General features: G+C 68.9%; 12 protein-coding genes, 2 tRNA genes and 2 pseudogenes. 6 read left to right on the top strand and 10 right to left on the bottom strand.

From position 1 onward, the window contains the following. Positions 1–101 precede the first annotated feature (101 nt). Positions 102–744 (bottom strand): annotated as a pseudogene (locus OG782_RS18230) (DUF1838 family protein). A 181-nt stretch (positions 745–925) separates the two neighbouring features. Here OG782_RS18230 and OG782_RS18235 point away from each other — a divergent pair. The 3 genes from OG782_RS18235 to OG782_RS18245 are packed head-to-tail and all read left to right on the top strand — an operon-like array spanning position 926 to position 2,277. Beyond that, positions 926–1,330 carry a DUF6313 family protein gene (locus tag OG782_RS18235; protein WP_406452248.1) on the top strand — a complete coding sequence of 135 codons (405 nt, stop codon included), beginning with the start codon at positions 926–928 and terminating at the stop codon, positions 1,328–1,330. Then, on the top strand, positions 1,327–1,584 hold the full coding sequence (locus tag OG782_RS18240; RefSeq protein WP_406452250.1) for a DUF6313 family protein: 258 nt from the start codon (positions 1,327–1,329) through the stop codon (positions 1,582–1,584). Before OG782_RS18235 ends, OG782_RS18240 begins: the two co-directional genes overlap by 4 nt. Positions 1,585–1,614: 30 nt before the next feature. Continuing rightward, positions 1,615–2,277, top strand: a complete 663-nt coding sequence (locus OG782_RS18245; RefSeq protein ID WP_406452251.1) for a DUF6082 family protein — start codon at positions 1,615–1,617, stop codon at positions 2,275–2,277. A gap of 174 nt (positions 2,278–2,451) precedes the next feature. Here OG782_RS18245 and OG782_RS18250 read toward each other — a convergent pair. The 4 genes and pseudogenes from OG782_RS18250 to OG782_RS18265 all read right to left on the bottom strand — a co-directional run. Further along, positions 2,452–2,684 (bottom strand): annotated as a pseudogene (locus OG782_RS18250) (DNA-binding protein); the annotation flags it as partial. Between the two features lie 15 nt (positions 2,685–2,699). Continuing rightward, positions 2,700–3,449, bottom strand: coding sequence for a hypothetical protein (locus OG782_RS18255; protein WP_406452253.1), 750 nt, complete (start codon positions 3,447–3,449; stop codon positions 2,700–2,702). A gap of 13 nt (positions 3,450–3,462) precedes the next feature. Further along, positions 3,463–4,347 carry a DNA-processing protein DprA gene (locus OG782_RS18260; RefSeq protein ID WP_406452255.1) on the bottom strand — a complete coding sequence of 295 codons (885 nt, stop codon included), beginning with the start codon at positions 4,345–4,347 and terminating at the stop codon, positions 3,463–3,465. A gap of 336 nt (positions 4,348–4,683) precedes the next feature. After that, a tRNA-Ala gene (locus OG782_RS18265) sits at positions 4,684–4,756 on the bottom strand. A gap of 170 nt (positions 4,757–4,926) precedes the next feature. Between OG782_RS18265 and OG782_RS18270 the strand changes: the two genes are divergently transcribed. Both OG782_RS18270 and OG782_RS18275 read left to right on the top strand, forming a co-directional pair. Next, entirely contained in the window at positions 4,927–5,475 is a 549-nt protein-coding gene (locus tag OG782_RS18270) for a DNA-binding protein (protein WP_406452257.1), read from the top strand. 68 nt (positions 5,476–5,543) lie between these two features. Beyond that, positions 5,544–7,019, top strand: a complete 1,476-nt coding sequence (locus tag OG782_RS18275) for a protein kinase domain-containing protein (protein ID WP_406452259.1) — start codon at positions 5,544–5,546, stop codon at positions 7,017–7,019. A gap of 52 nt (positions 7,020–7,071) precedes the next feature. Here OG782_RS18275 and OG782_RS18280 read toward each other — a convergent pair whose 3' ends face one another. From OG782_RS18280 to OG782_RS18290, 3 genes are all read right to left on the bottom strand, one after another. Further along, a complete protein-coding gene (locus tag OG782_RS18280; RefSeq protein WP_406452261.1) occupies positions 7,072–8,421 on the bottom strand; it encodes a hypothetical protein in 1,350 nt (449 codons plus the stop codon). Further along, a complete protein-coding gene (locus tag OG782_RS18285) occupies positions 8,421–10,409 on the bottom strand; it encodes a vWA domain-containing protein (RefSeq protein WP_406452263.1) in 1,989 nt (662 codons plus the stop codon). Before OG782_RS18285 ends, OG782_RS18280 begins: the two co-directional genes overlap by 1 nt. 150 nt (positions 10,410–10,559) lie before the next feature. Continuing rightward, entirely contained in the window at positions 10,560–10,694 is a 135-nt protein-coding gene (locus tag OG782_RS18290; RefSeq protein WP_003958712.1) for a DLW-39 family protein, read from the bottom strand. Between the two features lie 329 nt (positions 10,695–11,023). Here OG782_RS18290 and OG782_RS18295 point away from each other — a divergent pair, with 329 nt between their 5' ends. Next, complete coding sequence (locus tag OG782_RS18295; RefSeq protein ID WP_406452265.1) at positions 11,024–11,395, top strand: DUF6344 domain-containing protein; 372 nt, start codon at positions 11,024–11,026, stop codon at positions 11,393–11,395. Positions 11,396–11,749: 354 nt separating this feature from the next. On the opposite strand, the gene OG782_RS18300 is transcribed toward OG782_RS18295, so the two are convergent. Together OG782_RS18300 and OG782_RS18305 are read right to left on the bottom strand one after the other, a co-directional pair. Then, positions 11,750–11,823: transfer RNA gene (locus tag OG782_RS18300), tRNA-Ile, on the bottom strand. A gap of 77 nt (positions 11,824–11,900) precedes the next feature. Beyond that, complete coding sequence (locus OG782_RS18305; RefSeq protein WP_406452267.1) at positions 11,901–12,509, bottom strand: DUF3566 domain-containing protein; 609 nt, start codon at positions 12,507–12,509, stop codon at positions 11,901–11,903. Between the last annotated feature and the right edge of the window lie 84 nt (positions 12,510–12,593).

Here is a 12,593-nt window from a genome sequence, read left to right on the forward strand (position 1 = left end):
CCGCTGACACCGGCAGATGGTTCTTCTAGGCTCCTGGGGGGGGCGGAGCCACGGCCACGGGCCCCCTTCCAGCTCAGGGGGTGGAAGGGGGCGCTCAGCTGCTACTTCGGCGGGTGCAGCTTGCGCCAGTACGTCAAACTGGTCTCGTTCGGCGCACTCCACTGCTCCGGGGCGTGGGCGAACTCCGGGTGGTGCTCGGCGATGTACGCGCGGGTGCGCGCGGGGACTTCGTCGTACGAGCTGAGCTTGCGGCCCCGGCAGTGGTAGGTGAGTCCGCCGGGGCGCTGGCCGTGGCCCATCCACGGGAGCCACGGGGACATCCGGCTCCACGACATCGTGGCCGGGACGCTGGGCGCAGTCCCGGCCAGGTCGGCGCGGTCGGCGAAGAACTGGAAGAGTTCGAGCGCCTTGTCGTCGGGATCGGGAAGGGGCGCCACCTCTGGTTCGCGGGGTCGTTCAGATGTGCACCACGGGCAGGTCCTTCCAGGTATCCAGGATCTCGCGGCTAAGGGGGTCCAGGTAGAAGGCGGCCTCACGGGTGAGGAGCTGGTAGGCGTCCGAGCCGTTCTCGGGGTCCTCGACAAGGCGGGAGACGTTGAGCCCCTCGAAGCCGAAGAGGCGCTGCTAGGGCTCGTCAGGGGCCCAGGAGTACACGTCACCAGACCACCAGTAGGTGGCCTCCTCGCCGTCGAGCGAGGCCCGTGTACGGGCGAAGGACCGAAGCAGCTCTGCGGGTGTCGTCATGCCATCCAGTCTGCGCCCCCCGTTCTGCACGTTCCCGCTGCTCAGCGGTGACGGCCCTACCATTGCCGGTACGGGGTGCCTCACGCCCCAGCAACGAGCGCCCTGGCCAACCGCGCCGGTGTTCCTGGTTGATCCTGTGATGGGTCTGCCCCGGGCGGCGTCTACTCACTACGGTGGCCACATGTCCGAGCCTGTGACGGTTCCGCTGAAGGCAACTTGGGTGGAGCGGACACGCGACATGTTTCGCTCCCTCTCGCGACTGAACCGCCCTCGGTATTGGCTAGTGACCCGAGGCCCCGTATGGCTCACGGTGTTCGGCCTGCTGTACGTCGTGGGGGGCATGGTCCTCGGGTGGCGTGCTGCTTACGAAGTGCTGGTCGGCCTCCAATCGCCAGGCGACACGGACCTTCCCGCCTACGCATATGTGCTGGGCTGGTTGCTGGTGCCGGCCCTCATCGGTGGCGCCGCGGGCTACCTCGTAACACGACAGATCGATCGGCGCAGAACTGTGGACGCGGAGGAACTTCTGGCCCAGATGCGCAGGGAGGCAGGGCCCTCGCCGCAACCGCCTCAGATTCGCGAATGAAGTCGCTCCACCAGCTCCACGCGGAGGGTGGCGGGTCACGTGAATTCGTCGAGCAGTTCGTCAACGGCCGGCACGGGGGCCGATGGAGCAGTGCAAAGGATCACTGGTCGCGGACCGTGGAACACATCGCGCACAACGCCAAGGAACTGGAGAGCATGCACGCGGGCGAGGCGCAAGGCCGGGCCGAGACTCTTGCGCGAACGCTGGCCTGGGCATTGGCTCGGGTGCACAAGTGCTGGGCATGTGCGCTATGACCTCACGTCCCCTCAGATGAGGAGGACTCGATGCCGACGCGAAAGCCGGTCGATGCGGTCATCGGACAGATGCTGCGTGACGCCTCTCCCGAACAGGGGGCTAGCGAAGTTCATCGCGCTGCGTCCATGATCGCGGACATCGGCATGCGGCTCGCTCCTACCGGCGCGGACATCGACGAATTGCGTCGGCTTTTGAGACTGCGCAACAGGACAGGGGTGGTGTGGAGGACTCGCGGCCGAAGGTTCGGCATCAGCGCGAGCCGATTCCTGACCGACCTCGCAGGCGGGCTTGCCCGCCGAGGAAGTGCCACTCGCAGCGCAGTCAAGGATCTAGGTGGAGACTGGCGTCGCCGTCAGACCGGCCATCCAAGAAGCCTGGTATCGCTGCACGACATGCGCCTCGGTCTGCTCGTTAAGGCAATCGACGACCCGGATCTCGCGGCAACCCTGGACACGTACGAATCCGAAATATCGACCAAAAGGCTTCGACAGTTCCTCTTCATCGAGGCCGTGTACAGGACATGCCTGTTGGAGTGGCGCGTCGGGACCATGACCCGGCAGGAGCTAGTCGGGAACCTGTGCATCCTCTTTCAAAACCACATCTTCCGGGCGTACTGGGACGAGACGCGGCATCACCGATGCCAACCTCGCTCAGGATTCGGCCGAGGCGTACATCGGGCTCATCGCGGATGAATTGGCAGCACAAATGTATGAATCGAACGAATGGTGGGTCGTCGACGAGCCGCCGGGAGAGCGCTACTAGCTAGGGCAGCCTTCAGTTAATTTCCGTGGTCTCTCGAAAGGCGTAGTGAGGAGAGATTCACCTCCGCGCACCTGGATCGGTAAACCACCGGCGCCGACGGGTCCCACCGCGAACAGGCGAACCCGGTCGCCGCACAGCTTGCTCATATCGTCGATGTCGGAGGTCAGCATGACCACCGGGCATCGCGGCACAGGGCCGCCTCGGCCACAACCGCATCGATAGCGTACTTGTGACCATGCAGCCCGGCCTCCATCAATAACGCTGAGGCCGCCCGCGCCTCCTCGGCGCCCAGCGGAACAGCACGCAGACCGGACAGCACCCAGTTCAACCGGGGCTTGCGGAGAAGGTGTGGTCAGTTGTGGGTCCAGTGACGCAGTGCGCAGACGTCCCAGGAGAATCGGCGTAGTCGCGCCTGCTCGACATGTGTGGCGGTGTCGCCGTAGGCGATGTTGAGATGACGGCCGAGAACCACGACAGCAACGCTGTTCGCTCCGGCGGCCTTCAGCGCAGCCGAGGCGGACTGGGCATGGTTACCGGTGGTCCAGGTGTCATCGATAAGCAGGATGTCGCTGCCCCACAGCCCGACTGAGGTGTATCGAGCGGGCGAGGCTGTGCGGCCGAGCGTCGCCGCATCCGGTACTGGGGTGAGTAGGTCGCGGTAACGGGCGCGGGTCGGACCGACTATCCCTGCCACCATGCCGCGTAATGGATGAGTCGTACGGCCGCTGGTGCTGGGCACTGTGGTGACCGTGTCGAATCGAGGAACGGCGCAGCCCTCGCTGATGCAGGTTTCATGTGCGGCAAGAAAACGCCACAACACTGCTGCCAAACCCATACTGAAGTGCTGTTTTTGTGGGCCCTGGGCGTTCTTGTAACGCCACAATTCGTTGGCGTACTGCCCACCCTTGAGTGCCAGGCTGATCGGCACCACCACATCGGCGACACCTGCTCCGAGGGTCGTGGCCGCCTGCTGGCATGGCCAGCAGGCGGGGTAGCCGAGGGTCGCCGGCCCACGGCAAGTCTGGCAAACGCCCGGCCCGGCCAGCAGGGGGTGCACGAGGAAGTTGGCGTACCGGGCAGACAGCCCGACGACAGATGCCACCTGCGGCCGTCCTTTAAACCCAGGTCAGCTCGCCCGTGGTGGGGACGAGAGAGTCGAGTTCGGCAAAGACTTCGTCAGGGCCGTCAATGACAGTGGTGTTCGGCCGCAACGCGTACTCCCGTGCCCACTCATGTGTCATGAGAGAGCGCATGAGGAAGACGCGGCGACCGTGCTCCAGGGCGAGGCGCGCCTGCATACGGGCCCCGCTGCGGTAGGCAGCCTCAACGACGACGGTAGCCAGGCTGTAGCCGCTCATCACCGCATTGCGCATGGGGAACGAGGCCTTCGAGGGCGGCGCGTCCGGCCAGAACTGAGAGAGCAGCAGCCCGCGTTCAGCGATCTCCTGCTGCAGCCGGGCATTCTGCGCGGGATAGGAGATCCGCAGGCCGGTCCCAAGGACACCAACAGTGCGACCACCGACAGCGAGGGCCGTTCCATGCGCTGCGGTGTCAATCCCCGCTGCCAGCCCACTGACCACGGTGACACCACGCTCGGCAAGCCCGCCCGCAATGGCTCGCGCATGCGCGACACCTTCCGGAGTCGGGGTACGGGTGCCGACCACAGCGACCCGCAGGTCATCCTCGTCAGGTGTACCGCGCAAAAACAGGAAAGGCGGGCGCTGGTGGACCAGCCGCAGGTTGAGCGGGTAGCTCTCGTCCAGGATGGTTACCAACCGCATGCCCTCGCCTTCCCACGCGGCGATTTCCGCGGCGATGGCCTCCAGATCGACAGGCGGCCGAGTGTCGAAGAGCGCACCTTGCCCAGCGGCATCGAGTGCGTCCTCAAGTACGTCGCGTGCACTTCCGACGGCCTCGACCTGGTCCGTGATCTCGGACCAGGAGCGATCGCCGCGTCGCAGCAGCGCCACGAGCGCAGCCCGCTCCAGTTCCTGGTCCATGCCACGAGTATAGAGAGAGCGCCCTGTGGCGGGGCAGGGACAGACAGGCCCACCACCGGACCCGGCTCCGCCTGGCCTCCGCGCGCATGAGGGCCTGCACCATTAGGCAGATCTCATCCCAGCCCTACGCGACCCACCTGTTTCCGCCCCACCACCCCGGCTGAGCCTAGGAGATCCACAGGAGAGCAGCGGTGATCAGCAACCTTGAGATCCCCCGAAATCTCGACGTCCTGACCGCGGCTCGTCAGCACCGCCGTGCTGACATGTCAGCACGGGAAAACGGGACAAAAAGACCCCCCTTTCTGCATTCATGCAGGTCAGGGGGGTCTGTCGATGTGGAGCCTAGGAGATTCGAACTCCTGACATCTGCCTTGCAAAGGCAGCGCTCTACCAACTGAGCTAAGGCCCCGAAAAGCGAGCAGCATCCGACGCATCAGCGTCGTGGCCACCGCCGCAGCCCAGAGTACCGGGTGACCCCCGGAATCCTCCAAATAGATAGGGACTCCCGGTCGGCGACCACTCTCCGTAAGATGCTCGTCGAGGTTCGCAGCAGCGAAGCCGCAGCGAAGGGGAGACGCCATGGATGCAGCGCAGCAAGAGGCAACGGCCAGAGCCAGAGATCTTCAGCGCAGTTGGTACGGAGAGCCACTGGGTGCGCTCTTCCGCCGGCTGATCGATGATCTCGGCCTGAACCAGGCCCGGCTCGCCGCGGCGCTCGGGCTGTCCGCCCCCATGCTCTCCCAGCTCATGAGCGGTCAGCGGGCGAAGATCGGCAACCCGGCGGTCGTCCAGCGCGTCCAGGCACTTCAGGAACTGGCCAGTCAGGTCGCGGACGGCAGCGTCAGCGCTGGAGAGGCCACCGACCGCATGGAAGAGATCAAGAAGTCCCAGGGCGGCTCCGTGCTCTCCGGCACCGGCCAGACGACGACGACCGGCGGGGCGCCCACCGTGCGTCGTGTCGTCCGCGAGATCCAGTCGCTGCTGCGGTCCGTCGCGGCCGCCGGTGACATCATCGATGCTGCGGACTCCCTCGCCCCGACCCATCCCGAACTGGCAGAGTTCCTCAGGGTGTACGGCGCAGGGCGCACCGCGGACGCGGTGGCGCACTACGAGGGCCACCAGAGCTAGGGACTTTCGTCTGGACCGGCCGGGCACGGGCACCGGCCGCCACAGGAACGGGGAGCGAGCACAGCGCAATGGGTGAGGTCTTCGCCGGTCGGTACGAACTGGTCGATCCGATCGGACGCGGTGGGGTCGGTGCTGTCTGGCGGGCCTGGGATCACCGGCGCCGCCGCTATGTGGCGGCCAAGGTCCTCCAGCAGAGCGACGCGTACACACTGCTGCGCTTCGTCCGCGAGCAGGCGCTGCGGATCGAACACCCGCATGTACTCGCGCCGGCCAGCTGGGCCGCCGACGACGACAAGGTCCTGTTCACCATGGACCTCATCAGTGGCGGTTCGCTGGCCCACGTCATCGGTGACTACGGCCCGCTGCCCCCTCGGTTCGTCTGCACGCTGCTCGACCAGTTGCTGTCCGGGCTGTCGACGGTGCACGCCGAGGGGGTCGTGCACCGGGACATCAAACCGGCGAACATCCTGATGGAGGCCACCGGAACCGGCCGGCCGCATCTGCGGCTGTCCGACTTCGGGATCTCCATGCGCAAGGGGGAACCTCGCCTCACCGAGACGAACTACGTGGTGGGAACGCTGGGTTACTTCGCACCCGAGCAGATGCTGGGCGCGGAGCCGGACTTCCCGGCGGACCTCTTCGCGGTCGGCCTGGTCGCCCTCTATCTGTTGCAGGGCACGAAGCCCGATTCCCAGGAGCTCATCGAGGAATTCGCCGCGCACGGCACACCCGGTGCCCCGCCGGACATCCCCGAGCCGCTGTGGCAGGTCATCGCGGGGCTGCTCCAGCCGGACCCCCAGGACCGGTTCCGTACCGCCACGGGTGCCCGCAAGGCCCTGACGGCCGCCGTCGAGATGCTGCCCGAACCCGGAGCCGACGGCGAGCCGGTGGAGGTCTTCGACCAGATCGGCCCGCTGCCCGACGGATTCGGCTCCGATGGCCCCCTGCCGGCGCCGCAGACCCAGGCCCCGCAGACACCGGCGCCGCAGACACCGTCCCCACAGGCACAGGACCCGCAAGCACCGTCCCCACAGGCGTCAGCCCCGCAAACACCGCCCCCACAGGCGTCAGCCCCGCAAACACCGGACCCCCAGACGCCGCCCCCGCACGCGCCGCCCCCACAGGCGCCGCCCCCGCAAGCCGCGCAGCAGCCGTACGCCCAGCCCCAGGCCCCCTCCGCCATGTCGGAGACGGGCAGTTTCCACCTGCCGCCGCCCCCGCAGCACCCCTCTCCGGCGCCCCAGGCCATGCAGCCCGCCGCCCCCTTCGCTCCGCATCCGGCGGCCCCCTTCCCCGGCGGCGTACCGGAAGCCTCGCAGTCCACCACGGACGCGATGCGGTACCAACAGCCCCTCACCCGCCCCTACACCGCCCCGCATCCGCAGGCTCCGGTCCCCGGGCCCGCGTTCCCGCAGCCCTTCGCCCAGGCGCCCGCACCTGCCCCGCGCACACGACCCGGACCGTCCCCGAAGGTGGCGGTCCCGGTGCTGCTGGTGGCGCTGGTCTGCTTCGCCGTGGGCATCTGGGCGCTGACCCAGGCCTGAGCACAGCCGCCGCCACCGGGGCGTTCCCCCGGCAGCGGCGGCTGCCGTCCGGCTACCAGGCCTGCGGCGGCCCTCCGTACGGATGCTGCTGCCCGCCGGCCGGTGCGCTGCTCGCGCGGCGCCGCGCGAGCAGCGTCCACACGCCCAGCCAGAGGACCAGCACGGCGCCCGCACCGATGCCGGCCGCCGCGACCAGCTTCATCGTGCTGCTCCCGCTCTCGGCCGCCTGCGAGCCGCTCTGGCCGTTCCTCGCCATGTCCTTGTCGTCCTGCGTGACGCCGAAGATCCCGGCATCACCCGCGTACGGCGTCTCATCGGCCTTTCCTACGACCTTGACCACCAGAGTCAGCGGGAACGGCTTGTCGCCGTAGTCCTCGGCCACCTCGGGGCTCAGCGTGACGGACAGGTAGTACCAGCCCGCGAAGCGCATGGCGCTGACGCTGCTGTCGGAGTCGAACCTGTTCTCGTACGCCACCGGAGGCACCGGATCGAAGGCGACGGAGGCGGGCTCGCCCTGGTACGCCAGAGGCGAGACATCGGTGACATGGCCGTGAGCCGGATTGTCCAGGGACATCGCGAGCGCGCTGCTGACGTACTCCTTCTTGCCGGCCGCGGTGCTGTTGCTCAGCTTGGCCGTGGCGAAGATCTGCTGTCCCCAGTCCACCGGAACCCGGTAGAAGAGGGTCTGTCCGGGCGCGACCTCGTCCTTCCACTCACCGGTTTCCAGGCTCGTCGCGTCGTAGTAACTACTGCCGCCGTACCTGCGGTTGTCCGCGGCCGGTGTCGGCGGAAGCGGTGACGCGGACGGCCATTCCTCAGGCGCCTCGGTCGGGATCGGGGCGGCCTGGCTGCCGAGCTTCGGCTCCGAGACGTAGCGGATCTCCAGGTCCCAGTCCCCCGGGCCGGAGGTGTCCTTGCTCTCCCGCTCGATCAGGACGTTGTACGTACCCGCGGCCCGGCAGCTGCTGCTGTCCTCCTCCACGTCCCGGTGGGCGTAGGCGGCGATAGGGCGCGAGTACCCGGCGGACTCGAACTGGGCGTGCTCCGAACTGCACTGCTGGTCCGAGCTGTCCCTGATGCTGATCGTGATGCCGTCCCCGTAGGCCACCTGGCCGTCGTCCTTGGGCACGACGACGGCCGAGACGTACACGTTCGTCTTCGCGTCCAGGGCCAGCCGGTAGTAGAGCTTCTGCTGCACCTTGATCGAACTCTTGTAGACCGAGCCGGACTTCAGCTCCGTGGCGTCGGTGCTGACCTCCGCACCGCTGACCGCCTTCGCGCCCGGATCGAAGGTGTACGCGGCGGGCCCGCCGGCCGCGTACACCTGCCCCGGCAGCGCCGCCACCGCGCACATCGCCGCGACCGCGGCCAGCGCCGCCCGGCTCCTGCTGCGCTGCCTCATCACGCGCTTCCCCTCGTCGTCCGTGCGGCTGCCCTGCGGCGGCCGCGTGCATATACGAACACGGCCGGCACCGCGGCCATGACGGCCGCCCCGGCAGCGGCCGCAACGCCGGTCCATCCTGCCCCTCCCGTACCGCCGCTGTCTGCGGACGAAGTCGAATCGCCCTTCTTGTCCCTGCCCTTGACGGTGTCCCCGCCCTTGGCGGTGTTCCCGTCCGCCTTCCCGTCGGCAACGCCGCCCGGCTTCCCTGCCGCCACGGGGGCGCCGTGTTCCGGGCCGGTGCGCGCGTCACCCAGCACCGACACCCGCAGCACCAGACCGATCTGCGGATTCTCCGCGATCTCGGCGGTGTCCGCGCCCAGCGTCACCGAGATGTAGAAGTCGCCCCCGGCGTGCACCGGCTGGACGTCCGTCCGGTCCTCGTAGCGGTTGGTCCAGGCGACCGGGACACCGCCCATCCTGACGGCCGCGGGGCGGCCGTCGTACATCGTGCTCGCGTTGAACTCGGTTCCCCCGGTGAGCGGATGGCGGGCCGGCGTGTAGAGCCGGCTCGCCCCGTAGGAGTACGTGGAACCCGTACGGTCCACCGTGGGCTCGTTCGCGAACTCCACGTCGTAGACCACCTGCTGGCCCCAGCCCGCCGGAACCTTGTACCAGAGCGTCTGGGACGGCAGGATCCGGTCGCGCCACACACCCCGGCCGATCTCCTCGGCATCGTTGAAGCCGGTGCCGCCCCGCACCTCGCGGGGGTCGCCCGAGGGCAGCACGGCATCCTTGCCGCCGCTGCCGTACTCCGCCTGCGACTGGGCGGGCGTCACCCCCTTTCCCAGCGGCGCCTCGACCCCGTACACGAGCTCCAGGGGCCAACGGGCCGCATCGGAACCCTTCTTGCTCTCCCGTTCCACCACCAGGCGGTAGCGGCCCGCCCGGTCACAGGTGCGGGTGCCCTCCTGCGAGCGGATACGGGCGACCGCCGAGGTCAGCGGTGTCGCCCCCTCCTTCTGGGAGAAGCGTGCGGTGTCCGTCCCGCAGGACCCGTGGTCGTACTCGAGCCGGGTGCTCAGCGCGTCGAACGCGTCGACGGCCGCCCCCGGCTGAGGCACCGCCGTCGCCGCGAAGTCCGCCGTGGACACATCGTCCAGACCGACCGCGTAGTACCGCTTCTCGCCCGGACCGATGGTGTCCAGGTACTGGCCGGGCGCCAGCGCGGGTGCCCCGGCGGTCGTGGGGGTTCCCGCCACGCGCCGGCCCCGGAAGCGGTAGCCGTCCGCGGAGAGCTGCGCGGCGCGCTGCAACTGGCGGGCCAGCGCCTTGGCGTCCGGGGCGTCGTAGTAGCGGCCGTTGCCCGCGGCCGCGACGCATTCGAGCTGCTTGCGGGCCGCACCCTTCACCTGGAAGCCGACGGTGTCGATCCGCAGCCCGGCCCCCGCGCCGCCGAGCTGTTCGGCGACCTCGCAGGGCTGCGGCGTACCGCAGTTGTCCTCACCGTCGGAGATCAGCAGGATCGTGCGTGTGGCGATGGCGCCGTCCGCGGGCCTCGGCAGGTCCTGCGCCGCCTTACGGAGCGACAGGCCGATGGGGGTGTCCCCCCGGGGCCGCACGCCGGCGACCGCCCGCTTCACCGCGGCCCGGTCGAGTTTCCGTACGGGACGGACGAGACGGGTGTCCGTGCAGCCCTGCGGCCGGTCGGCTCCGTACACCCGCAGGCCGGTCGGGTAACCGTCGGGAAGTGCGTCGACGACCGTGCCGACGGCGGCGCGGGCACTCTCCATCCGGGTGCGCCCCGTGCCGTCGTCGTCCGCCATGGAGCCGGACGAGTCGAGGACCATGACCAGACCGCCGTTATCGTCCGCCTTGGCCGCCCTGGGTGCCGCAGGGGCGGCGGAAGGCTCCGCAAGAGCCGGCAGCGCGCCCGCGACCAGGGCGAACAGCGCCCCGCCGATCAATGTCCCCGCCCGCGCAGTGCGGCCGTGATTGCGTGCCCTCACCCGTGCCCCCTCGACCGAAATCCCGGCTTCTTTGCTTGAGCAACCTATTAATTTGCGTAGGCGAACTCAAGTGCACAGGTGTCACGGTCCCGCAACAGCACGAAGCCCCGGCCGCATCCACGACCGGGGCTCGCAACAGGCTGTTCTGTCTCACACACCCGAACCTGCGGGCACGGAGTCAGTCGCCTCCGTCCACAGATCCTGCTCGGCGCGATCCGCCTGGATCTGGCGGTACACGAGGAGCCCGCCGATGGCGGCCAGTGCGACCAGGAGAAGCTTCTTCACCGCGCGACCTCGTCTTTCCTTGGCGTTGGGGACTTCTGCTGCCCGACTATACACATCGGCCGATATCGACCGGTGACCTCCCCGCAACCCAACTGGCGCCTATGGAAAAGCGATCGTCGGAGAATTGTGCATCCCCGGCGAACCGGTGCCGATGGCCACGGAGCGGCCGTCCGGACCCGGCCCGGACACCGCCCCTCGGGACCGGTTGCACCATACGAGTGGTGTTCATCTGAAGATCGGCACATCGGCGGCGTCGGTCCATGAAATCGCGGGCCCGATCCACATCATCAGAAAGGTAAGCAAACCGGACCACCTGAAAGTGAGGGGCCATGAGCACCTTCAAGGCCAAGAGCATCTGGACCGCCTTCATCACCGCGTTCTTCGCACTCCTCGCGTCGCTGGGCCTCGCAAGCTCCGCCGCCGCGGCCACGGAAGCCACGGTCACGGAGCCGGCGGCCACGACCCACGAGCACAGGGGCGCGACCGCTGCAACCGTGACCACCCCGTCGGTGCGATGGACCCTCCCGCGTGACCGGGCACTGCCACCCACGATGAAGCAGCGCATCCGCGCCGAGGCGCACGGCTCCTCACCCGCGACCCGCCAACTGTCCGCAGACACGAAGGACACCGCGAACACCACCAGCACCGCTCGCGCCTCGCACGGCGCCCCGGCGGGGGACGCATCCCTCCTCCCACCCTGAGAGCGGCGCACCTGACGCCCAGAGCCCCCGGGCCGGTTCACACCGGACGGGGGCTTTTCCGTGCGCCCGCGTACGGACCACCACTGAGGCAACCCCCTGGCGTCTGTACGGGGGCGCCCGCCCCGCTCGCCCCCGTACAGGCGCCGGCAGCACCCGCCCTCGCCCATGGGGGCAGCCGACCGGTATGCCCGCTCTCCCTCCCGTACGGCACGCCCCCGGGGGCGGGGCACGACGGCCCCGGGTGAGCTTCCTGCGCCGCACGCCGCCGGACACCGGCAGGCGGACAACCACCCCCGCCACATACGCAGAAGGCCCGGTCCCTCCGAAGAGGAACCGGGCCTTCTGTTGTCACTGTGGGGCTAACAGGATTTGAACCTGTGGCCTCATCCTTATCAGGGATGCGCTCTAACCAACTGAGCTATAGCCCCGCCGCGCTTTTGTGTCGCGCTGACGTGAAGAAGATTAGCGCACGTCGGGGCCAGTCCCAAAATCGATACCCGCGGCCCTACTCGTCCTCGGCCAGCGTGAGCTCGACGCCGCCCACGAAGCCGGCCGACAGGTTGTAGATGAAGGCACCCAGCGTCGCCAGCGCGGTCGCCAGCACCACGTCGATCACGGCGATGACCGACGTGAAGATGAGGACCCTCGGCAGCGAAAGGAACGACTGCAGATCGAAGCCGTTGCTCTCGTTGGAACCGGTCGCCTCGCTGATCGTGCCGCCCACGGTGGAGAAGACGCCCATCGCGTCCATCACCATCCACAGGACCGCCGACGCGATCACCGTGCAGATGCCGAGCGCGATGGACAGCAGGAAGCTGACCTTCATCACCGACCACGGATCGGCCTTGGCCACCCGCAGACGCGCCTTACGGGTACGCGGAGTCGTCCGCGCCCCCGTACGCGGCTTGCGGGCCGCCTGTGCCGCGCCCACGCCCGGCATGCCACCCTGCTGCGCCCCGCGGGGCCGGCCGCCCTGCGTCCCGCCCGGGGGCGAGGGGTAGGCCTGCGGCGGGTGGTACGGGCCCGCCTGCCCCGGCGCGGGTTCCCGCTCGCCGGGCAGCGGCCCGGTCGCGTAACCCTCGTACTGGGGCTGAGGGCCCCGGGTATCCGTCACAGTGCCCCCTTGGGAGTCCGTGGCAGGGCCACGGGCGCCGTTCGCGCCGGCTCCGGAAGCGGTCGAACCGGCGCCCGTGGCTCC

The sequence above is a fragment of the Streptomyces sp. NBC_00876 genome, assembly GCF_045207435.1.
GTDB lineage: Bacteria > Actinomycetota > Actinomycetes > Streptomycetales > Streptomycetaceae > Streptomyces.

What these genes read in the sequence shown, in the direction of transcription:
- OG782_RS18295 (WP_406452265.1), top strand. Translation starts at nt 11,024, where the DNA reads ATGAGCACCTTCAAGGCCAAGAGCATCTGGACCGCCTTCATCACCGCG.
- OG782_RS18275 (WP_406452259.1), top strand. Translation starts at nt 5,544, where the DNA reads ATGGGTGAGGTCTTCGCCGGTCGGTACGAACTGGTCGATCCGATCGGA.
- OG782_RS18280 (WP_406452261.1), bottom strand. Translation starts at nt 8,421, where the DNA reads ATGAGGCAGCGCAGCAGGAGCCGGGCGGCGCTGGCCGCGGTCGCGGCG.
- OG782_RS18260 (WP_406452255.1), bottom strand. Translation starts at nt 4,347, where the DNA reads ATGGACCAGGAACTGGAGCGGGCTGCGCTCGTGGCGCTGCTGCGACGC.
- OG782_RS18235 (WP_406452248.1), top strand. Translation starts at nt 926, where the DNA reads ATGTCCGAGCCTGTGACGGTTCCGCTGAAGGCAACTTGGGTGGAGCGG.
- OG782_RS18270 (WP_406452257.1), top strand. Translation starts at nt 4,927, where the DNA reads ATGGATGCAGCGCAGCAAGAGGCAACGGCCAGAGCCAGAGATCTTCAG.
- OG782_RS18245 (WP_406452251.1), top strand. Translation starts at nt 1,615, where the DNA reads ATGCCGACGCGAAAGCCGGTCGATGCGGTCATCGGACAGATGCTGCGT.
- OG782_RS18240 (WP_406452250.1), top strand. Translation starts at nt 1,327, where the DNA reads ATGAAGTCGCTCCACCAGCTCCACGCGGAGGGTGGCGGGTCACGTGAA.